Source organism: Arthrobacter sp. GQ119 (assembly GCF_059759125.1).
On sequence record NZ_JCAXEA010000017.1, the window covers coordinates 119,689 to 140,939 of the forward strand.

12 protein-coding genes are annotated in these 21,251 nt (G+C 66.0%); 8 read left to right on the forward strand and 4 right to left on the reverse strand.

What is annotated here, in order from left to right; all coding sequences use genetic code 11:
- Entirely contained in the window at positions 1–1,248 is a 1,248-nt protein-coding gene (locus tag AC6CH3_RS16420) for an MFS transporter (protein WP_498133429.1), read from the reverse strand.
- A gap of 140 nt (positions 1,249–1,388) precedes the next feature.
- Between AC6CH3_RS16420 and AC6CH3_RS16425 the strand changes: the two genes are divergently transcribed.
- Positions 1,389–2,999 carry a CYTH and CHAD domain-containing protein gene (locus AC6CH3_RS16425; protein ID WP_498133430.1) on the forward strand — a complete coding sequence of 537 codons (1,611 nt, stop codon included), beginning with the start codon at positions 1,389–1,391 and terminating at the stop codon, positions 2,997–2,999.
- Positions 3,000–3,041: 42 nt separating this feature from the next.
- On the opposite strand, the gene AC6CH3_RS16430 is transcribed toward AC6CH3_RS16425, so the two are convergent.
- Positions 3,042–4,478, reverse strand: a complete 1,437-nt coding sequence (locus AC6CH3_RS16430; protein ID WP_498133431.1) for a PucR family transcriptional regulator — start codon at positions 4,476–4,478, stop codon at positions 3,042–3,044.
- 143 nt (positions 4,479–4,621) lie between these two features.
- Here AC6CH3_RS16430 and AC6CH3_RS16435 point away from each other — a divergent pair, with 143 nt between their 5' ends.
- The 3 genes from AC6CH3_RS16435 (at position 4,622) to AC6CH3_RS16445 (ending at position 8,603) form a co-directional block, all read left to right on the forward strand.
- Positions 4,622–6,052 (forward strand): aminobutyraldehyde dehydrogenase, encoded by a 1,431-nt coding sequence (locus tag AC6CH3_RS16435; protein ID WP_498133432.1) that lies wholly within the window; start codon positions 4,622–4,624, stop codon positions 6,050–6,052.
- A gap of 34 nt (positions 6,053–6,086) precedes the next feature.
- Positions 6,087–7,451 (forward strand): 4-aminobutyrate--2-oxoglutarate transaminase, encoded by a 1,365-nt coding sequence (gene gabT / locus AC6CH3_RS16440; RefSeq protein ID WP_498133433.1) that lies wholly within the window; start codon positions 6,087–6,089, stop codon positions 7,449–7,451.
- A gap of 285 nt (positions 7,452–7,736) precedes the next feature.
- Positions 7,737–8,603 (forward strand): universal stress protein, encoded by an 867-nt coding sequence (locus AC6CH3_RS16445; RefSeq protein ID WP_498133434.1) that lies wholly within the window; start codon positions 7,737–7,739, stop codon positions 8,601–8,603.
- Between the two features lie 52 nt (positions 8,604–8,655).
- Here AC6CH3_RS16445 and rarD read toward each other — a convergent pair whose 3' ends face one another.
- Positions 8,656–9,627, reverse strand: coding sequence for an EamA family transporter RarD (gene rarD / locus AC6CH3_RS16450; protein WP_498133435.1), 972 nt, complete (start codon positions 9,625–9,627; stop codon positions 8,656–8,658).
- A 194-nt stretch (positions 9,628–9,821) separates the two neighbouring features.
- Between rarD and AC6CH3_RS16455 the strand changes: the two genes are divergently transcribed.
- The 4 genes from AC6CH3_RS16455 (at position 9,822) to AC6CH3_RS16470 (ending at position 20,262) form a co-directional block, all read left to right on the forward strand.
- Entirely contained in the window at positions 9,822–10,820 is a 999-nt protein-coding gene (locus AC6CH3_RS16455; RefSeq protein ID WP_498133436.1) for a DNA topoisomerase IB, read from the forward strand.
- A 152-nt stretch (positions 10,821–10,972) separates the two neighbouring features.
- Positions 10,973–12,418 carry an FAD-dependent oxidoreductase gene (locus AC6CH3_RS16460; RefSeq protein WP_498133437.1) on the forward strand — a complete coding sequence of 482 codons (1,446 nt, stop codon included), beginning with the start codon at positions 10,973–10,975 and terminating at the stop codon, positions 12,416–12,418.
- Between the two features lie 241 nt (positions 12,419–12,659).
- The gene (locus tag AC6CH3_RS16465; protein ID WP_498133438.1) at positions 12,660–18,437 is read left to right on the forward strand and encodes a peroxidase family protein; all 5,778 of its coding nucleotides are present in this window, start codon (positions 12,660–12,662) and stop codon (positions 18,435–18,437) included.
- 268 nt (positions 18,438–18,705) lie between these two features.
- Complete coding sequence (locus AC6CH3_RS16470; RefSeq protein ID WP_498133439.1) at positions 18,706–20,262, forward strand: APC family permease; 1,557 nt, start codon at positions 18,706–18,708, stop codon at positions 20,260–20,262.
- Between the two features lie 129 nt (positions 20,263–20,391).
- On the opposite strand, the gene AC6CH3_RS16475 is transcribed toward AC6CH3_RS16470, so the two are convergent.
- On the reverse strand, positions 20,392–21,027 hold the full coding sequence (locus AC6CH3_RS16475) for a DUF2461 domain-containing protein (protein WP_498133440.1): 636 nt from the start codon (positions 21,025–21,027) through the stop codon (positions 20,392–20,394).
- Between the last annotated feature and the right edge of the window lie 224 nt (positions 21,028–21,251).

Consider the following 21,251-nt stretch of genomic DNA (forward strand, 5'->3'; position numbering starts at 1 on the left):
CTAGCCTTTCATCTTGGCGGTGCTTTTGGCAGTGTTCTTGGCAGTGTTCTTGGCAGTGAGGTGGTGGGCCACAACTATCTGCGCAACGGCGATGGCCAGCAGCAACGCCAGCGGCAGCGTCCAGCCTCCGGTCGCACTGTGCAGCAGGCCCATTCCGAACGGACCCACTGTGGCCAGGAGATAGCCGGTGGACTGCGCGAGAGTGGAGAGCGCGGTGGTCTCGGCGGTGTCCTGGCCGCTGCGGCTGATCATCACCATAACCAGCGGAAAGATGCCAAGCCCAAATCCGAGCAGCACAGCCGGGACGGCCGCGAGGGATAGCGGCAGGATCAGGAGCGCGGCGATCCCGATGAGCATCGTGAGACTGACCAGGTAAAAGGCCGGCCGCAGCATGCGTGGCCTGGAGCCGATGGCGATCAGCACCATGCCCGCCGGAACCGAAACCAGCTGCATGAGCCCGAACATGAGGCCGCTGTCCGCGGCACTGAGCCCCATGGTGGTGAGCATGTACGGGAACCAGCTCAGGAGCGCGTAGGCGAGCAGGGCCTGCAGTGTGAAAATTGCCGTCAGCAGGGCCCCTTTGCGGGTCCGCAGCAGCGGCCACGGCGAGACGGGCCCTGACGTCGCGCGAACGCTGTGGCGGTGGGCGTACAGCGCTACCGGAAGGAACCCCAGGAAGGCGGTCACGGCGAGAATGCCGATCGCGCCGACGCCCGCGGACGGCGAGCCAAGCAGCTGGGCCAAGGGCACCACTGCCACGGCGGTGACGGTGGCCCCGGTGGTCATGGTCACGGTGTAGAGACCGGTCATGAGGGAGGTGCGGTGAGCGAAGTGCTCGCGAATGAATGACGGCATGGCCACGTTGCAGACCGCCAGGCCGGACATCCCCAGCACCGTTCCGGCCAGCAGCATGCCGGTCGAGGGGATGCCGCGGAGCATCAGTCCGCCGGCCAGCATCGCGAGGCTCAGAAGGATGGACTTCTCGACGCCCAGCCGCCCCGTGAGCCACGACGTCGCCGCCCCCGCCACCGCGAAACACAGCGTGGGAATGGACGGGATCACCGACGCCACCAGCGGGCCGTAGCCCAGCACCAGCTGAAGATCGTGGAGGAGCGCAGACGCACCAGTGATGCCCGCCCGGAGGTTCAGTCCAATCAGCACCAGCGCAATAACGCTGGTGACGACGGCGGCGCGCGCCTTGGGCGCGCGGGCAGCGGTCGCGCCGGGAGCTGAAGAAACGGAAGTCATTCCTTAAGGTTAGACGTTAGACGTTTGATGTCTAGGGTTTTGTGGCAAAGCTCTCGCGGCCCCCGGGCCGGAAGCATAGACTCGGGCACAGGAACAGGTGGCGTCTGGGGCCGCCAAACCGAAAGGATGGCGTACGTGCCATGACTCCTGAGGGCGTTGAAACCGAGAAGAAATACGATGTCGATCCCGGCACCGCGCTGCCGGCACTGCAGGATATACCCGGAGTGGGGCGCGCGGGCGAGCCGTACGATGCCGACCTCGAGGCGGTCTATTTCGACACCGACGACCTCGCCCTGGCCTCGCGCCGGATCACCCTTCGGCGCCGCACCGGGGGAGCCGACGCCGGCTGGCACCTCAAGCTGCCAGCGGAACCCGGCGCGGCGGCCACCGCGGAGAAAGTACCCCGTGAGCGGCGGGAGATTCATGCGCCGCTGGGACAGGCCGCCGTCGTCCCCGGGGACCTGCTGGCGCACCTGCACGTCTACCTTCGCGGCGCCGAGCCGGCGCCCGTCGCCCGGCTGAAGACCAGGCGTACCACCCATGCCCTCTACGGGCACGACGGCGTGCACCTGGCCGACTTTGCCGACGACAGGGTGGAGGCCGAACCCCTGGGCGGTGCGGGCCTGGACGGCGGGGGCCAGAAACAGGAATGGCGCGAGTGGGAACTCGAACTCGTCCACGGGGACGCGGAGCTGTTCCCTGCCGCCGCTGCCGCCTTTGACGAGGCGGGGGCGAAGCCGGCAGCCCACGAGTCCAAGCTGGCGCGGGTACTGGGGGAGGCCTGGCCGCGCGGGGAAGCAGCGCCGGACACCGCTGCCGATGAAACCCGGGCGGACGGTGCCGGAAACGGCGGCGGGAAGCCGGCCGGTAAGAAGGCGCCGGCATCCGGCGTCGTCACCGCCTATCTTGGCGAGCAGATCGGGGAGCTGCTGGCGATCGATCCTGCGGTGCGGCTGGAAGAGCCCGATGCCGTTCACCAAATGCGCTCCGCCGCACGACGGATGCGCTCCGCCCTGGCGGTGTACCGCAAGCTCTTCGGAACCGCCGCGGTCCGGAGGCTCCGCGATGAACTGCAGTGGCTTGGCCGGATCCTCGGATCACCGCGTGACGCTGAAGTGATGCGCGAGCGGCTGCGCACCCACGTTGCCGAGCTGCCGCCGGAGCAGGCCCGCGCCGTCAACCACAGGCTGGACCGCGAACTGGGCGACCGGTTCGACGCGGGCTACCGGAAGGTGCAGGAAGTGCTCATGGCGGACCGCTACTTCCGGCTGCTGGATGACCTTGAGGACTTCCGGGACAACCCCCCGGTCAGCCCGGCTGCGGCTGCCCCTGCCGGAACCGTGACCCGCAAACGGGTGAAGAAGACGGTCCGGCGGCTGCGCCGCTCGCATAAGGCGGCGCTGCGCGAGAAGAAGGGCCCGGAGCATGAGACCGCGCTGCATCAGGTGCGCAAGGACGCCAAGCGCCTCCGGCACGCCGCGGAATCCGCCGTGCCGGTCCACGGGAAGCGGGCAACCAAACTGGCGAAGGCCGCCCGCCGGCAGCAGAAGATCCTGGGCGACCACCACGACAGCGTGGTCGCACGGACGCTCCTGGACAAGATGGCGCGCGGTCCGGAGCTGCCGGAGCACGTGACGGCCGCCTACGGCTCCCTGCTCGAAACGGAAGCCAGGATCACCGCCCGCAGCGAAGCCAAGTACCGCAAGTCCCGGCGGAAGGCACGCAAGCTCCTGAAGCGCGGAGTCAGCTAGCCGTTTTCCGGCCTCCATCGGTGGTGTGGTCCACGCGCTGAACTACGCCTGGTGCCGCGATCCGAGCCGCGCGACCGCGAGGGCAAGCCACAGCTGGACACGGTCGGCGGTGATGGAGGGGTCGTAGCCGGTGAGTTCGGTGATCTGGGCCAGGCGGTAGCGGACCGTGTTCCGGTGCAGGGTGAGGGCTTCGGCGACTGCGGCCACCGAGCCGTTGTTGTTCAGGTAGCTCTCCAGCGTGGTCATCAGCTCAGCCCCGTGGGCGGCATCGAAGGTGCGCAGCGGATTCAGCGATTCATGGGCCATGTCCGCAAGCGGCACGTCCTCGCTCGCCAGCAGCAGCGACGTCAGGCTGAGCCGCTCCGGCTCGTTGACCGGCAGTCCGTGGCTCGCAGCGTCGCGCGCCTCGAAGTAGCTCCAGCGCAGGCCGTTTGGCTTCGTGTAGGCGCCGCCGATGCCGATCGTGGCATGGATTCCCGCCTCGGCGAGATGGTCGCTCAGGCTCCGGGCCAGCGCTGTGGCGCCGCGGCCGTCGTCGGTGATTACCGTGATCAGGTCCTTGCCGACGACGGCGGTCACCGCCTTCTCGAGGGCCCGCGGCAGCGATGAGGTCACCAGCTGCTTGTGGTGCGCGTCGGAACTGGCCAGGAGCACGACGTTCTTGCGGGTGCTGTTGATGCCGGTCCCCGCCAGGCGGCGCGTGGCTTCGCTGGGGTCGAGGGTTCCGTGGATCACGTCCTCCAGAACCTGCCCGCACAGGGCCCGCTCGGCCTGGCGCTGCTTGACCATGTTGTTGAGTTCCACGCTGATGAGGTTCTGCGCATAGCCGACGATGCCGGAGTCCTCGAACGGCTGCCTCACCCACAGCGTGCAGGCGTCGCGGCGGCCGGTGGGGATCGGGTACGAGGACCAGGAGTTGGCCTCCGGCGGTACGGAACCGCTGTTGTACAGCTCGGCTGTGAACTGGGTCAGGACGATGTCCGTGCGCAGCATGCCGCCGAGGTGCTTGAGCAGTTCGGCCAGCCCGCCGCCCGTGAGCAGCGCGCGGGCAAGGATCTGGTGGCCGGCGATGAGGCGCTCCAGCTTGGAATAGTGGTCCGCGGACTGCGCATCCGCCACGAGCTTGCTGATCGCAATGAACGGCGTGCCGTACGGCACTTCCACCACCGGCAGCCCCCAGCGATTCGCCTCTGCAACCAAAGCCGGCGGAACGGCGTCGTGCGTCAGCCCCACGCCGAAACCAATCCCCACAGCACCGGCGCGCTGGACCTGGCGGACAAAGCGGCGCTGTTCCGGAGCGGTGCGCATCCGCAATCCCGTGGTCAGCACCAGTTCGCCGCCGTTGAGGAAGCGCTGCGGGTCCTCGAGTTCCGTGACCGCGACCCAGCGGATGTCCTGGTGCGAGGTGGTCTCCGCGAGGCCGGATTTCTTAAGTCCCAGAGACTGCACGGCAAGGAGGGCCGCGAGGGAGATTGCCATGAAATCAAGGGTAGCCGGTGGCTGGCCGATCGCACTAAAGCTCCCGCGCAAAGGTGTGCAGGTGGCTATTCCCCGGGCCGGCGGGCTGGAATAGGCTCAAAGCAGCTTCATCACACCATTCAGGACGAAAGAGGTTGTACACCGTGGTTCAAACCTTGCAGAACTTCATCAACGGCGAGTTCGTTGCACCCGCCGGCACCGGACTTCTTGACATCGTGAATCCGGTGACCGGTGACGTCGTGGCCAAGTCGCCCATCTCCGATGCGGCAGACGTCGACGCCGCCATGGCGGCCGCCAAGGACGCCTTCAAGACCTGGAAGCACACCACGCCGGGCCAGCGCCAGCTCATGCTCCTCAAGCTCGCGGACGCCGTCGAGGCGAACAGCGACGAACTCGTGGAGGCACAGCACCGCAACACCGGGCAGGTGCGCTCGCTGATCGCCTCGGAGGAAGTGGCCGCCGGCGCTGACCAGCTGCGCTTCTTCGCCGGCGCTGCCCGCATCCTCGAAGGCAAGTCAGCCGGCGAATACTTTGAGGGCCACACGTCCTTCGTCCGCCGCGAACCCATCGGCGTCGTGGCGCAGGTGGCGCCGTGGAACTACCCGTTCCTGATGGCCATCTGGAAGATCGGCCCCGCGCTCGCCGCCGGCAACACCGTGGTGCTCAAGCCCTCGGACACCACGCCGGAGTCCACCCTGGTGCTGGCGAAGCTGGCCAAGGATATCTTCCCGGCAGGCGTCCTCAACGTCATCCTTGGCACCGGCGAAACCGGTGCCATGATGGTGGAGCACAAGGTGCCCGGTCTCGTCTCCATCACCGGCTCCGTCCGCGCCGGCATCGCCGTTGCCTCCGGTGCAGCCAAGGGCCTCAAGCGCGCCCACCTGGAGCTCGGCGGCAAGGCTCCGGCCATCGTCTTCAAGGACGCGGACATCAAGAAGAGCGCCGCCGCGATCGCCGAATTCGCGTTCTTCAACGCCGGCCAGGACTGCACCGCCATCACCCGGGTGCTGGCCCAGGACTCCGTTCACGACGACCTTGTCGCTGCCATGGTGGAACACACCAAGACGCTGCATACCGGCTCCCAGAACGACGAGGACAACTACTTCGGTCCGCTGAACAACGTCAACCACTTCAACGCCGTGTCTTCCGTCGTTGAGCACCTGCCGGCCAACTGCCGGATCGAAACCGGCGGCCACCGCGCCGGGGACAAGGGCTACTTCTTCGAGCCCACGATCGTTACCGGGGCAAAGCAGACCGATGACATCGTGCAGAAGGAAACCTTCGGCCCGGTCATCACCGTGCAGAAGTTCAGCACGGAACAGGAAGCCGTGGAGATGGCCAACGACGTCGACTACGCCCTGGCGTCCAGCGTCTGGACCTCCGACCACGGCACCGCCATGCGGCTCAGCCGTGATCTTGACTTCGGTGCGGTCTGGATCAACACCCACATCCTGCTCACCGCCGAAATGCCCCACGGCGGGTTCAAACAGTCCGGCTACGGCAAGGACCTCTCCATGTACGGCGTCGAGGACTACACGCGCATCAAGCACGTGATGTCTGCGCTCGATTCCTAATTCCCCGATTACCAGGCACCGAAAGGGCTTCCCCATGACCACCACTGCCAACGATGTCATCTACCGCCTCGAGCAGAAGCGCCGCGTCCAGGCTGACTTCCCGGGCCCCAAGTCCCTCGCGCTGGCCGAGCGCCGCAAGGCCGTCGTCGCCGCGGGCGTCGCCTCCGGCGTTCCCGTCTATGTTGCTGACGCCGACGGCGGCATCATCCACGACGTCGACGGCAACTCCTTCATCGACCTCGGCTCAGGCATCGCGGTGACCAGCGTCGGCGCGTCCGATCCCGCCGTCGTCGGGGCCGTGAAGGAAGCCGTGGAGCACTTCACCCACACCTGCTTCATGGTCACGCCCTACGAAGGCTATGTCGCCGTCGCCGAACAGCTGAACCGCCTCACCCCGGGCAGCCACGAGAAGCGCACCGTCCTCTTTAACTCCGGCGCCGAAGCCGTGGAAAACGCCGTCAAGGTGGCCCGCCTCGCCACCGGACGCGACGCCGTCGTCGCCTTTGACCACGCCTACCACGGCCGCACCAACCTGACCATGGCGCTGACCGCCAAGGCCATGCCGTACAAGACGAATTTCGGGCCTTTCGCGCCCGAGGTCTACCGCATGCCCATGAGCTACCCGTTCCGCGAGGAAAACCCCGCAATCACGGGTGCCGAGGCCGCCAAGCGCGCCATCACCATGATCGAAAAGCAGATCGGCGGCGAGTCCGTGGCCGCGATCATCATCGAACCGATCCAGGGCGAAGGCGGCTTCATCGTCCCGGCCGACGGCTTCCTCCCGGCACTGTCCGCCTGGGCGAAGGAAAAGGGCATCGTCTTCATCGCGGACGAGGTCCAGTCCGGCTTCTGCCGCACCGGCGAATGGTTCGCCGTGAACCACGAGGGCGTTGTTCCGGACATCATCACCATGGCCAAGGGCATCGCCGGCGGCATGCCGCTGTCCGCGATCACCGGCCGCGCCGACCTGCTCGACGCCGTCCACCCGGGCGGCCTGGGCGGCACCTACGGCGGCAACCCCGTGGCCTGCGCCGCGGCGATTGCGTCCATCGGCTCCATGGAGGAGCACAACCTCAACGGCCGCGCCAAGCACATCGAGGAACTCGCGGTTGGCCGCCTCCGTGAACTGGCAGCTGAGCTGTCTGAGCGTTCCGTGATCGGCGACATCCGCGGACGCGGTGCCATGCTGGCCATCGAACTGGTCCAGGCCGGGTCCAAGGAGCCCAACCCCGAGCTGACCAAGGCCGTGGCGGCTGCCTGCCTCAAGGAAGGCGTCATCATCCTGACCTGCGGCACCTACGGCAACGTCATCCGCCTGCTGCCGCCGCTGGTCATCAGCGACGAGCTGCTGCTGGACGGTCTCGAAGTGCTCGCCGCCGCCATCAAGGCCAAGGCGTAATCCACCCCTCCCGTCGAGCGCGAACGGGCACTTGAGCCCTCCCCCCGAGCGCGAACTGGCAGATAATGCCCCGATTCGCGTCTTTTGAGGGCATTACCTGCCTGTTCGCGCGGGAGTTTGCAAGGGCGTGCACGACGACGGCGGGCCGGGTACCTTCCGGGTACCCGGCCCGCCGTCGTATCCCGGGGGTAAAGTCATCCTCACCACTGCACGCCACACCGCAGGCCGGGGAGCGCCGGGGATCCGGCGCCGCCGGCGCCTGCCTCACCCGAAGAGGGGTTTTGCATGCGATACGTCGTCGGTTACACACCCACTGAGCGCGGCGCGGACGCCGTCGCGCTCGCCACGTCGCTGGCCCTGGCCCAGGGCGCACACCTGGACCTCGTCTATGTCATGAAGAAGGGTGCCCCCTATGTGGCGCTGAACCCGGAAGGCGGCCAGGTCAGCGCGGCGGAGCAGGAGGTGCTGGCGGCCGAACGGCAGGGGCTCGGCCTCATTCCGCAGGGCCTCCCCGCCACGTTCCACGTGCGGGAGGCCGATTCCTTTGCGGGCGGGCTGATCGAAGCGGCCGTGGAGTTAAAGGCCGGGCTCATCGTGGTGGGTGCCGCCAGCACCGGCCTGTTCAAGCGGTACACCGTGGGTACTGTGGCCAACGCCTTGCTGCACGCCTCGCCGGTTCCCGTCGCCCTCGCCCCCCGCGGATACCAGAGGACAGCCCCCATGACACGCCTGACCCTTGCCGTGGGCCGGCGTGCCGGGGCCGAGGCCGCGATTGAGACGGCGATTAACGCGGCCAAGAGGCGCGGGGTGCCGCTGCGGCTGGTGTCGCTCGTCGAACTGGATGCCGCCGGGGACGCCGGGGAGGCAATCAACGCCGCGCACATCCACGCGAACACCGTCCTGACCGCGGCCTCCGGGAAAGTGCCCGCGGGCCATGAGGTCAGCGTGGCCGTGGCACATGGCCGCACCATCGAGGAAGCGATCGACGGCCTGGAATGGCACGACGGCGAGATCCTCATCGTGGGTTCCTCGCGCCTGGCGGAGAAGAACCGCATATTCCTGGGCAGCACGGCCAACAAAGTTCTGCGGGCACTGCCGGTGCCCATGGTGGTTGTCCCGCGCGACTACGAGCAGGTCGACGCGGCGCTCTAACGACTCCACCAGACGACCCCCGCTCTGCCCGTTCGCGCTGGGAGGCGGGGGCTTACGTGTCCGTTCGCGCTTCCCGAAGGGAGAGCCTGCGGGCAGCGGAGTTCTTGCGGGCGGTAGCGAGCATGTCCACCGTGAGCACGAGCAGGGCCAGCCAGACGACACCGAAGCCGATCCACCGCTCGAGGGTCATGGCTTCCTGGAAGACCGCCAGGGCGACGATGAACTGCAGCACCGGCGCGAAGTACTGCAGCAGCCCGATGGTGGTCATCGGCAGCCTGCGGGCGGACGCACCGAAGAACATCAGTGGCACGGCGGTGATGATGCCGGATGCGGCGAGCAGCCAGAAGTGTCCCGCTCCGTGGCTGGCCAGCGTGGCACTCCCGCTGACGGCCAGGAAAATCATGGTGGCGGCGGCCAGCGGCGTCAGCACCACGGTCTCCACCGTGAGACCCGTGACGGCGCCCACCCTGGGACCCACACGCTTCTTGACGAACCCGTACAGGCCGAAACTGACGGCCAATGTGAGCGCGATCCACGGCAGCTTGCCGTAGGAATACGTGAGCACGGCGACAGCAATGAAACCGATTCCGACGGCGGCCCACTGCAGGGGGCGGAGTGTTTCCTTCAGCACGAAGACGCCGAGCAGGACGGAGACCAGCGGGTTGATGAAGTAGCCCAGTGAGGTCTCGACCGCCTGGCCGGTGGTCACGCCGTAGGTGTAGGTCAGCCAGTTCACGGCAATCAGGACGGCGGCGAGGGTGAGGGTGCCCAGCACGGAACGGTTCCGGAAGGCGGCGCCCAGCACACCCCACGCCCTCGTGACCGTGACCAGCAGTGCACAGAACAGCAGGGACCAGACCACCCGGTTGGCCACGATTTCGACGGCGCCCGCCGGCTGCAGTACGAAGAAGTACAGCGGGAGCAGCCCCCAGAGGCCGTATGCGCCGACGCCGAACAGGACCCCCGCCGTCGTGTCCTTGTCCACCGCCTTCAGCCCAGGAGTCTGCGCGCCGGAAGCGGTCATCGCCGGCGGTTCCGCAGCGGCCGGCGCGGCGGGAGGTACAGCGGAGGAGACGGATCCGTCAGGCGTAGGCACAAGACCAATAACACCATCTGGCGCTGCCGTATTCCGTCCAGCGGGGCCGTGGTTGAGTGCCGCACAAGAATAGTCAGTAGGCTTTCCATTATGAGGAAGTTTAGCGGGCAGGATGAGGCGCGATGAGGTTGCGCCGCAGCAACGCCTCCGGGCGCGGTTACCGCAGGGTGGCGGCGGGCAAGGGGTTCAGCTACCGGGACCTCGACGGGTCAACCCTGCCGCCCGGGCCCGTCCGGGACCGGCTGGAAAGCATCGGCATCCCGCCGGCCTGGACCGATGTGTGGATCTCGCCGTTTGAGAACGGCCACATCCAGGCCACCGGCCTGGACGCGATGGGGCGCCGGCAGTACATCTACCACCCGGAATGGCGCGAGCGAAAGGACCGGGTGAAGTACAACCGGGCGCTCCAGCTCGCGGAGTCGCTGCCCGCCGCCCGCCGGCTGGTCACCATGGATCTGAGGAGCGACGGCGTTACCCGCCGCCGTGTGCTTGCCGCCGCCTTTCGCATGCTTGACAGTGGATCCCTGCGCGTGGGCTCCGAACGGTACACGAACGAAAACGGCAGCCGCGGCCTGGCCACGCTCCTCTGCGCGCACGTGCAGGTCCGGAAAGGGCGTGTGCTGCTCAGCTTCCCGGCCAAGAGCGGCAAGAACTGGGAATCGGAGATTGCCGACGAGGACCTCGCCGCCCTGGTACGCGTGCTCAAGCGGCGCGGCGGCAACGCCCGCCTGTTGGCCTATAAGGACGGGAGGAACTGGCATCCGGTGACCAGCGCCGACATCAACGAATACGTCAAGGAGCGCACCGGATCCGACTTCACCGCAAAGGACTTCCGGACTCTGCACGGTTCCGTCGCAGCCGCCGTCAGCCTGGCCCGGAGCGGCCCGCAGAAGAAGGTTGCGGCGCGGAAGGGCGCCGTCAAAGCTGCCATGCAGGATGCCGCCGCCGTACTGGGGAACACGCCGTCGATCGCCCGGAAAAGCTACGTGGATCCGCGCATGCTGGATCACTTCGCGAGCGGCGAGACGATCGACCCCAAACGGCTGGACTCCGCAGAAGCGGAACTGCGGGCCCTGCTCTACCGCGAAGGCGACGTGGTGCCGCTGAAGAAGAGCGGCTGATGGCCCGTGGCGGGCGGCTGGCCCCGCTGCATCACGGGCCCGCTGTCGCTGACCCGCTGCGTCACGGTTCAGCGCAGGAACATGAGGACAATTAGAATTGAAAACTGCGCGCAGGATGACACGCGCAATTTCCCGTTCCAGAAGGGCTTCCGGTGTCCAACTCAGCTGAATCCACCTCCCAGAGGCCGCTCCGCGTCGCCATTGTCGGAGCCGGACCCGCCGGTGTCTACGCTGCGGACATCCTGACCAAATCCAACGAGGTGAAGGGCGGGGACCTGGAGGTCAGCATCGATCTTTTCGAGGCCTACCCTGCACCCTACGGCCTGATCCGTTACGGCGTTGCTCCGGATCATCCCCGCATCAAGGGCATCGTCAACGCCCTGCACAAGGTCCTGGACCGCGGCGACATCCGGTTCCTCGGCAACGTCACCTACGGCCGGGACCTCACCCTGCACGATTTCCGGGCCTTCTACGATGCCGTGATCTTCTCCACCGGTGCCATCAAGGACGCCGACCTGGACATCCCGGGCATCGATCTGGAGGGCTCCTTCGGCGCCGCGGACTTCGTGTCCTGGTATGACGGTCACCCCGACGTCCCGCGCGAGTGGCCGCTGGACGCCAAGGAAATCGCCGTGATCGGCAACGGCAACGTGGCTTTGGACGTGGCGCGGATGCTGGTCAAGCACGCCGATGAGCTCCTCGTCACCGAGATTCCGGACAACGTTTACCAGGGCCTGAAGAATTCGCCGGTCACCGATGTGCACGTGTTTGGCCGCCGCGGGCCGGCGCAGGTCAAGTTCACACCCCTGGAGCTCCGCGAACTCAGCCATGCCCGCGACGTGGACATTGTGCTGTACCCGGAGGACTTTGAGTTCGATGAGGCCTCGGACGAGGCCATCCGCACCAACAACCAGACCAAGACCATGGTGAACACCATGACCAACTGGCTGGTGGAAGAGCACGCCGAGGCTGAAGAGCCGTCCTCCCGCCGCCTGCACCTGCATTTCCTGCACAGCCCGGTGGAGATATATGGAAGCGACAGCGACGACGGCGGGTCCGGCAAGGTTGCCGGCATCAAGTTCGAGCGCATGCAGCTGGATGGCACCGGAAACGTTAAGGGCACGGGGGAGTTCATCGACTACCCGGTGCAGGCCGTCTACCGCGCCATCGGCTACCACGGCTCCCCGCTCGACGAACTGGAATACGACGCCAGGCGAGGGGTGATCCCCAACGAGGGCGGCCGCGTGCTCGACGCCGAGGGGAAGCCCGTCCCCGGCATCTACGCCACGGGCTGGATCAAGCGCGGGCCTGTCGGCCTGATCGGGCACACCAAGGGCGACGCCCTGGAAACCATCGGCTTCCTCCTCGAGGACCGGCTGACGCTGCCGCCCGCGGAAAACCCGGATCCGCAGGCGATCATCGACCTGCTCGAGGAACGCGGCATCGAATACACCACGTGGGAGGGCTGGAACCGGCTGAACGCGCACGAAGCAGCCCTCGGAGCGGCGTGGTCCGAATCAGAGGCGGCTGACGGCGTCGTGCGTGAACGCATCAAAGTAGTGCCGCGCGAGGAAATGATCGAGATTTCCCGCGCCTGACACTCCCGGTCCGGCTTGTTACAAAAAAACCTATAACGTGACGCCCGGGCCCGGGCCCCGCAAGACAGCGGACCGGCCCGGCTTTGCACGTTAATCCTGCGATTGGGAACCCCCAATACTGGGTGGCTCTTTCGAAGGGAGCCGTTTTCCTCGTATCTGAAGTACGTATTTACTCCAAGGTTTTTAGGAGTGGGGCAGAACACCATGTCAGTGTTCCATCCCTCCTAGCGGCAGGTGTGCCATGAAACTCTCAGCCTTGAAGTCAGACGGGGGCGCGGATCAAACCCGATCCGAAGCACCCACCGATCCACCAACAAATCGGCGTCTACGACGCAGCAAGCGAAACAAACGGCCGGTCTCCTTCCGGCTGATTGCGGCAGCAACCACCCTGGCGATGCCCGTGGCCATGGGACTGCCCGTGGTGGCAGCCAACGCGGTGCAGGGGCCAGTAGGGGCAGGGTTCAATGTCACCCCTTCAGACCTGTCGTTCATCCTGCAGCAGATCAAGATCGCCGAAAAGCACGTGGCCGACACAACGGCCGAGACAGGCCCCTGTGGCGCGCTGAAAAACCAGCTCGCCAGCCCGATGCTCTCCCTCGGACTGCGGACGGTGGACGGCAGCTGCAACCACCTCGAGCCCGGACAGGACAACTTCGGCGCGGCCGACCAGGTGTTCCCGCGTTTGGGTGCCGCAACCTTCAAGGACGCGGAAAACGCGGCCTTCGGTCCTCCCGTGGCCACCACGTACTCCCAAAAGAAGGGCAGCGTTTTCGACTCGCACCCACGCGTCATCAGCAACCTGGTCGTGGACCAGACGTCCACGAATCCGGCAGCTGTTTCCGCTGCCGGCAATCCCGTGCGTACCCAGGGCAATGAAGGCGTCACGCCCTGCACCACCGACCCGGATCCGCTGGCTGATCCGCCGGTTGCGGCTGACCCCGTGGACTGCGTTCCGTCCTATAGCACGCTCTTCATCCCCAACGTGACCACGGACGTGGGGCTGTCCCCGCCCTACAACTCCCTCTTCACTCTCTTCGGCCAGTTCTTCGACCACGGCATCGACCAGACGGTGAAGGGCGGCGGAAACGTCTATGTTCCCCTCAAGGCAGATGACCCGCTGATCGCCGGCGCCAACCACGTGTTCGACGACGATCCCGCGACTCCCGCAGTTGAGGGCGTGGACAATCCCGCAACACCGGACGTTGTTGAAGGTGACGACCTCCCCGTGCACCTGCGTTTCATGGCCCTGACCCGCGGCCTGAACCAGCCGGGTGAGGACGGCATCCTCGGTGACGACCCTGCCACAGCTGATGTGGACGAAAGTGCCGACGATGTCCAGGACGCACTCAACACCGACTCCCCGTGGGTGGACCAGAGCCAGACCTACACCTCCCACCCCTCGCACCAGGTGTTCCTCCGCGAGTACGTGACAGACGACGCCGGCCGCCCCGTAGCCACCGGCAAGCTGCTCGGCGGCCCCGCCGGACCGACCGCAGGAGGCATGGCCACCTGGGCAACCACCAAGGTGCAGGCCTTCGAGAAGCTCGGCATCCGGCTTGAGGACAAGGATGTCCTCAACGTCCCGATGATCAAGTCTGACCTGTACGGCAACTTCGTCCCCGGACCGGAACGCGGCCTTCCCGTGTTCATGACCGCCAGCGGCGAGGTTGAAGCCAACCCCGCTGACAACGGCGGAACGGGAACGCTGGTTCCTGCCGATGTGCACTACTTCCACACCCCGTTCCTGACGGACATCGCGCACAACGCGGACCCGTCAAAGAAGGACCATGACCACAACCCCGGGACTCCGCCCGTGGCTCCGACCAAGGACGCGGACACCACCGCCTCTGCCGATTTCGCCAGCCAGGCACCCGGCACCTACGACGATGAGATGCTCGATGCGCACTTCATCGCCGGTGACGGCCGCGTCAACGAGAACATCGGCCTGACCGCCATTCACCAGGTGTTCCACTCCGAGCACGACCGCCTGGTGGACGACATCAAGACCACGCTGGCCAAGCCGGAGAATGCCGCGCTGCTGGGCGACTACCAGGCTGTGGGCGACGCGACGTTCAACTACGGCGAGCGTCTCTTCCAAGCGGCCCGCTTCGTGACCGAGATGGAGTACCAGCACCTGGTCTTCGAAGAGTTCGCGCGCAAGATCCAGCCTCTGATCAACCCGTTCCAGCCGTTTGCCTTCACGCAGACGGAAATCAACCCGGCCATCAAGGCTGAATTCGCCCACGCCGTCTACCGGTTCGGCCACTCCATGCTGACCGAGACCATCTCGCGCCGGAACGAAGACAAGCCCGGCCCCGACGCCACGTACGGAACGTCCGATGACATCCGCGGCTCCGAAAACGACATCTCATTGCTCGAAGGATTCCTCAACCCGCCTGCTTACACTGACGGCGGAACCGAGGGTGAGCTGACGTCGGAACAGGCCGCGGGCAGCATCATCATGGGCATGTCCGACCAGGCCGGCAACGAACTGGACGAATTCGTCACGGACACGCTCCGGAACAACCTGCTGGGACTTCCCCTTGACCTTGCCGCGATCAACATGACGAGGGCCAGGTCTGAGGGCGTCCCGACGCTCAACGAATTCCGCAAGGACCTCCACGCTGAGACCAATGACGGCCAGCTCAAGCCCTACACGAACTGGATCGACTTCGGCGAGAACCTCAAGCACCCTGAGTCGCTGATCAACTTCGTGGCGGCCTACGGCAAGCACCCCACGATCCTCAAGGATGTTGGGCCGGACAAGGTACTGGACAACGACGATGACAAACCGGCTTCACTGAAGTCCCGCCGCGACGCTGCCCGTGCCATCGTCAACCCGGACACCCTCGCCGGCGATGTTCCTCCGGCGGACGCCGCGGCGTTCATGAACAGCGACGGCGATACCTGGTCAGACCAGAACGGACACTCCCGGACCGGCCTCGACGACGTCGAACTGTGGGTCGGTGGCCTCGCGGAACGCACCAACATGTTCGGTGGCCTGCTGGGCAGCACGTTCAACCACGTCTTCGAGCAGCAGCTCACGGAGCTGCAGAACGGCGACCGGTTCTACTACCTGGCCCGCACGCCCGGCATGAACCTGCGGGCACAGCTGGAAGGCAACTCGTTCGCCGAACTCATGATGCGCAACACCAACGCGCAGGCCCTGAAGGCAGATGCCTTTGCAACGGCCGACTGCAAGTTCGAGCTGAAGAACCTTGCCGGCACCCGTGACGGTTTCACCACATTCGGCAACACCGTCGCTGACGACACGGCCTCGGAGTGCAACGAAACCAAGGTTCTGATCCGCATGGCTGACGGCACCATCAAGTACCGGATGACCAACACCGTGGACCCCTCCGGCATCAACGGCCAGAGCGTCTTCAACGGAACCGCCAACCCTGACCGCGTCTACGGCGGCAACGACAACGACACGTTCTGGGGCGGCGAAGGCAACGACATCATCGAGGGCGGTGACGGGGCCGACGTCGCACTTGGCGGCGAAGGCAACGACATCATCACCGATATCGCCGGTGACGACGTCCACAAGGGTGGGCCGGGCAACGACGCCATCGATGCAGGCCCAGGCCTTGACATCATCATGGCCGGCGACGGCAAGGACTTCACCAACGGCGGAGCCAACTTCAACGAAACCTTCTCCGGTGAAGGCGATGACTTCGCGATCGCCGGCCAGGGCGAAGACGTGGTCTTCGGCGACGGCGGCAGTGACTGGATGGAGGGCGGCGACGAGCCCGATCTCCTGATTGGTGACTCCAGCAACCTGTTCTTCCTGGACGATTCGCAGAAGCCGGGCCACGACGTCCTGGCCGGCCAGGGCGGCGACGATGACTACGACATGGAAGGCGGCGACGACATCGGCCTCGCAGGCCCCGGGATCGAGAAGGTTGCCGGCGGCTCGGGCTATGACTGGGAGATCGGCATTGCCGATCCGCAGCCGCAGGATGCCGACCTGGATCTGCAGATCCTGCCGCTTGACATCCTCCAGACGGGTGTGCGCGACCGCTACAACGAAGTCGAAGCCCTCTCCGGAGGCCCCTTCGATGACAAACTCCGCGGTGACGATTTGATTCCAAGCGAGGTGGGTGGCGAAGGCTTTATCGGTTGTGACGTCCTTGACCAGAACGGCGTCGACCGGATTGCCGGACTCGGTGACCTGATTCAGACCCTGCCGACCCCGCTGGCGGACGTAGTCGCCGGTTCTGCTTCCAATGACTGCCCTATCCTGGAGGGTACCCACGTCTGGGGTGAAGGCAACATCCTCCTCGGCGGCGGCGGCAACGACATTATCGAAGGCCGTGGAGGCAACGACATCATCGACGGTGACCGTTACCTGAACGTCCGGCTCAGCGTCAAGAACGACTCCGGCGAAGTGATCGGCAGTGCCACGGGCATGACCACGCAGTACCTGAGGAACGAGGCCGATGCCCTGACCGGAGCAACTCTCCAGGCGGACGTGTTCGCCGGCAAGGTCGACCCGGGCAACATCGAGGTGGTGCGGGAAATCCTCTCCACCGGCGGTGGCACCGACAAGGCAGTGTTCTCCGACATCGAGGCGAACTACACCGTCGACGTCAACGAAGAGACCGGGGTGACCACGGTGACCCACAACAACGGCGGCCCCGATGGAACGGACACCCTCCGGAACATCGAAACGCTGATCTTCGCCGACTCGATCGCGCCCAGCGCACCGACCGGAGTGACCGCAGTGACCGGGAACGCTTCGGCCACCGTGAACTTCGAGGCTGCTGTGGCCGGCGGGATCACGGACGAGTTCTCCATCAGGGTTGTCAATGTGGCTACCGGGGAGCAGGTGGGTGAACTTCGCACAGCACCAGGCGATGCCACCAGCCTGGTTGTTACCGGTCTGACCAACGGAGTCCAGGTTCGCTTCGAGGTCACGGCGACGAACATCCACGGTTCCAGCACGGCTGCAGTATCCAACGCGGTCACTCCGGTCGTACCGGTGCTGGTGACTGCAGTCCCGAGCATTACGGGAGCCTCTGTAGTCGGAGGCCTGCTGAGGGCCAACACCGGAGTCTGGGGACCGGCGCCGGTCACGTTCAGCTACCAGTGGTTCGCGGACGGCACTGCCATCGGCGGAGCCACGGCGGCCACATACACCCTGAGGGCCGGCGATGCAGGCAAGGCAATCACCGTCACGGTCACCGGGTCGAAGGACGGGTACGCCACGGCATCCCAGACCTCGGCGGCGGTAACGGCAGCCAACGTTGTGGGCATCCTGACCGCGTTGCGTGACTTCAACGGTGACGGAAACGCGGACCTGCTGGCCAGGGACTCGAGCGGAGTGCTCTGGACGTACATGGGCAATGCATCGGGCGCATTCCCGACGAGGGTCCGGGTTGGCGGCGGCTGGAACGTCATGAATGCCATCAGCGCCTCCGGTGACGTGAACGGTGACGGCAGGGCTGACCTGCTGGCCAGGGATTCGGGCGGTGTGCTGTGGTCCTACCTGGGCAACGGCTCCGGAACGTTCCCGAACCGGATCCGGGTCGGCGGCGGCTGGAATGTCATGAATGCCATCAGCGCCTCCGGTGACGTGAACGGTGACGGCAGGGCGGACCTGATCGCCAGGGACAGGAGCGGTGTGCTGTGGTCCTACCTGGGCAACGGTGCCGGAATCTTCCCGAACCGGATCCGCGTGGGCGGCGGCTGGGGCGGCATGAATGCCATCAGTTCCTCCCGCGACCTGAACGGTGACGGCAGGGCTGACCTGCTGGCCAGGGACACGAGCGGCGTGCTGTGGTCCTATCTGGGCAGCGGTGCCGGAACCTTCCCGAACCGGATCCGCGCAGGCGCCGGATGGAACACCATGACGGCCATCAGCGGTGCCGGTGACCTTAACGGTGACGGCATGGCTGACCTGGTCGCCAGGGACTCGGGCGGCACGCTCTGGACCTATCTGGGCAACGGTGCCGGACTCTTCCCGACGAGGGTCTCGGCCGGCACGGGCTGGAACATCATGAACGCCATCAGCTAGTCCGTTTCCCAGCTGCCTCCCGGACCCGGAAGGGCCCGGGAGGCTGCTCCACCCCAGTGTCAGCCTTCAGTGCTGATACTGGCCCAAACCACCACGTCCGGACCTTCCACTACACCGCGCAGCCGCAGCGCGGGGGAGGTCCGGGCGTGGTTTTGTGCCGTCGAACACCATCCCGGTCTCAGTATTTGGGACAAATGCAGCCGTCCATTGGCTGGACTCTAGTATTGCTAGGTCTGTTTCCAACCCCGATCAGGATTGTGGACTTCCTATGAATCTTTTCCGGACCAAATCCATCGAGCAGTCAATGGCTGACGCCGATGAGCCCGGACGCCAGCTGAAGCGTTCATTGAGCACGTGGGACCTCATGATCATGGGCGTCGCCGTAGCAGTGGGCGCGGGCATCTTCTCCGTGGGTGCCAAGGCCGCAGCCAACTTCGCCGGCCCCGCGGTCACTGTCTCCTTTGCGGTGGCTGCCATCACCTGCGCCCTGGCGATCATGTGCTACGCCGAGTTCGCCACCGCCATCCCCGTGGCCGGCTCCGCCTACGTATTCACGTACGCCACCATGGGCGAAGTTCTTGCCTGGGTCATCGGCTGGAACCTGATCCTTGAGCTGTTCACCGCTGCTGCCGTGATTGCCAAATACTGGGGCATCTACCTCAGCAAGGTCTTCGCGCTCATGGGCGTGGAGATCCCGCCCGCTGTCTCGCTCGGCGGCGTGGACCTGTACTGGGGCGCGTTCCTCATCGTCGCCGTCTTCACCGTACTGCTGGTGCTGGGAACGAAACTGTCCGCCCGGGTGGGCAACATCTTCACGCTGATCAAGATCGGCGTCGTCATCTTCGTGATCGTTGTGGGCTTCAGCTACGTCAAATTCTCCAACTACGCCCCGTTCGTTCCGGCCTCTGAGCCCACTGCGGGCACCGGGGCAGCGGATGTCATGAAGCAGTCCTTCTTCGGCTTCCTCACCGGTGCCGCCCCCGCCCAGTACGGAACGCTGGGCATCTTCGCCGGCGCAGCACTGGTGTTCTTCGCGTTCATCGGCTTTGACGTCGTGGCGACCTCCGCGGAAGAGGTCAAGAACCCGCAAAAGACCCTGCCGCGCGGCATCTTCGGCGGCCTTGCCCTCGTCACGCTGCTGTACATCCTGGTGTCCCTCGCCCTCACGGGAATGGTCTCCTACAAGCAGCTGGCCGAGGTCGAGAACCCGACGCTCACCACCGCCTTCGAGGCCGTCGGGAACACCGATGCCGCCAAGATCATCGCGTTCGGCTCCCTGGTGGGCCTGACCACGGTGATCATGGTGCTGCTGATGGGCCTCTCCCGCGTGGTCCTGGCCATGAGCCGCGACGGGCTGCTGCCGCGGTCCCTGTCCAAGACCAGCGAGAAGCGTTCGACGCCGGCACGGCTCCAGATCATCTGCGGCGCCGCGGTGGCCCTCGTGGCAGGCCTGACGAACGTTGATCTGCTCGAGGAAATGATCAACATCGGCACGCTCTCCGCATTCGTGATGGTCAGCCTGGGGATCCTGGTGCTGCGCAAGAAGCGGCCGGACCTCAAGCCTGCGTTCCGTGTGCCGTTCGGCAAAGTCCTGCCGATCCTGTCTGCGGTACTGTGCCTGTACCTCATGACCAACCTGGCCGTGGAGACGTGGATCTTCTTCGCCATCTGGCTCGCGGTGGGCCTGGGCATTTACTTTGCCTACGGCCAGCGCCACTCCCGGCTCAACGAAAAGTTCGCCGGAGCGAAGGCCGCCGTGAACGGCGGCCCGGCCCGGAGCTCGGATGAGGACCTGGACGACGAGGACGCCCTCACGAAGGTCTGACCCGCTGCTGGACTGGCGTTGGGCGGCCGGCATAGCGCTGCGCTGCAGCGTTCAAGTGCGGCAGAACGCACCGCTCACCGCGACGCTGGAATCGCCGTGCCGTGTGCAGCGCGCTATTGGGAGCATGTCCTAGGGCGCGGCGTGCCGTCCCACCCAGTCCACCAGCGGCCGCAGCTGCTCCCACAGCCGGGCGATCTCGGCCTCCGCCGCCGGTGATGGAAGCCATTCAGGCTGGCCCAGAGCCACGCTCGCGGCGAGCGACTTGTGTTTCAGGAGCTCCCCGCGGGGATGGTCCCGGGCGTAACCCCGGGGGACGGTCTTGAGCTTCTCTCCCTCGATGCGGAACCCGGCCCCGGCTATGGAATCGACGATATGCTGCAGCTGTTCCCCCGTGCCGGCGGCGTCCACGGCATTACGGTACCGCGCCAGCTGGGCGGGGGAGTGGGAATGGTAGCCCCCGCCCACGAGCAGGCCGTCAGCGCTGAGCTGCAGGTAGTAGCCGACGCCTTCCTGGTACAACGCGAACGCCCCCTGGGCCGTCTTGTACGGGGACTTGTCCTGAGAGAATCGGACGTCCCGGTGCGGGCGGAAGATTTTGCCCGGCCCGAACCGGGGCTCAAGCCGGGCCAGGAGCGCGGTGAGCGGCTCCTTGACGGACTCTGCGTACACCTCCTCATGGGCGTGCCACCATTCCCTGGTGTTGTTCTGTTCCAGCTCCTCGTAGAATTCCGCGGCAGCAGCGGGAATGCCGTCAAATGTGTTCATGATTGAAGACTAGGGACGGTGCCCACCGCTGCCCACCCCCGCCGCGGGCTATGTGGACAGCGCAGGCTATGTGGACAACCATGCAGAAAGCAAAGAACCCCGCCGCGGCAGTGTGGGTGCCGTGGCGGGGTTCTTTCAGCTGGAAGTGGCTTTGTTAGCCGATCTTGTTGGCTGCCTCTGCGTCGGAGAGGGGGGCTGCGCCGAGGTTGGCGCGGAGTTTGGCC

Excerpts from the sequence above, each read along its gene's own strand:
- rarD (WP_498133435.1), bottom strand. The coding sequence starts at position 9,627 with ATGACCGCTTCCGGCGCGCAGACTCCTGGGCTGAAGGCGGTGGACAAG.
- AC6CH3_RS16425 (WP_498133430.1), top strand. The coding sequence starts at position 1,389 with ATGACTCCTGAGGGCGTTGAAACCGAGAAGAAATACGATGTCGATCCC.
- AC6CH3_RS16475 (WP_498133440.1), bottom strand. The coding sequence starts at position 21,027 with ATGAACACATTTGACGGCATTCCCGCTGCTGCCGCGGAATTCTACGAG.
- AC6CH3_RS16470 (WP_498133439.1), top strand. The coding sequence starts at position 18,706 with ATGAATCTTTTCCGGACCAAATCCATCGAGCAGTCAATGGCTGACGCC.
- AC6CH3_RS16430 (WP_498133431.1), bottom strand. The coding sequence starts at position 4,478 with ATGGCAATCTCCCTCGCGGCCCTCCTTGCCGTGCAGTCTCTGGGACTT.
- gabT (WP_498133433.1), top strand. The coding sequence starts at position 6,087 with ATGACCACCACTGCCAACGATGTCATCTACCGCCTCGAGCAGAAGCGC.
- AC6CH3_RS16455 (WP_498133436.1), top strand. The coding sequence starts at position 9,822 with ATGAGGTTGCGCCGCAGCAACGCCTCCGGGCGCGGTTACCGCAGGGTG.
- AC6CH3_RS16465 (WP_498133438.1), top strand. The coding sequence starts at position 12,660 with ATGAAACTCTCAGCCTTGAAGTCAGACGGGGGCGCGGATCAAACCCGA.
- AC6CH3_RS16420 (WP_498133429.1), bottom strand. The coding sequence starts at position 1,248 with ATGACTTCCGTTTCTTCAGCTCCCGGCGCGACCGCTGCCCGCGCGCCC.
- AC6CH3_RS16445 (WP_498133434.1), top strand. The coding sequence starts at position 7,737 with ATGCGATACGTCGTCGGTTACACACCCACTGAGCGCGGCGCGGACGCC.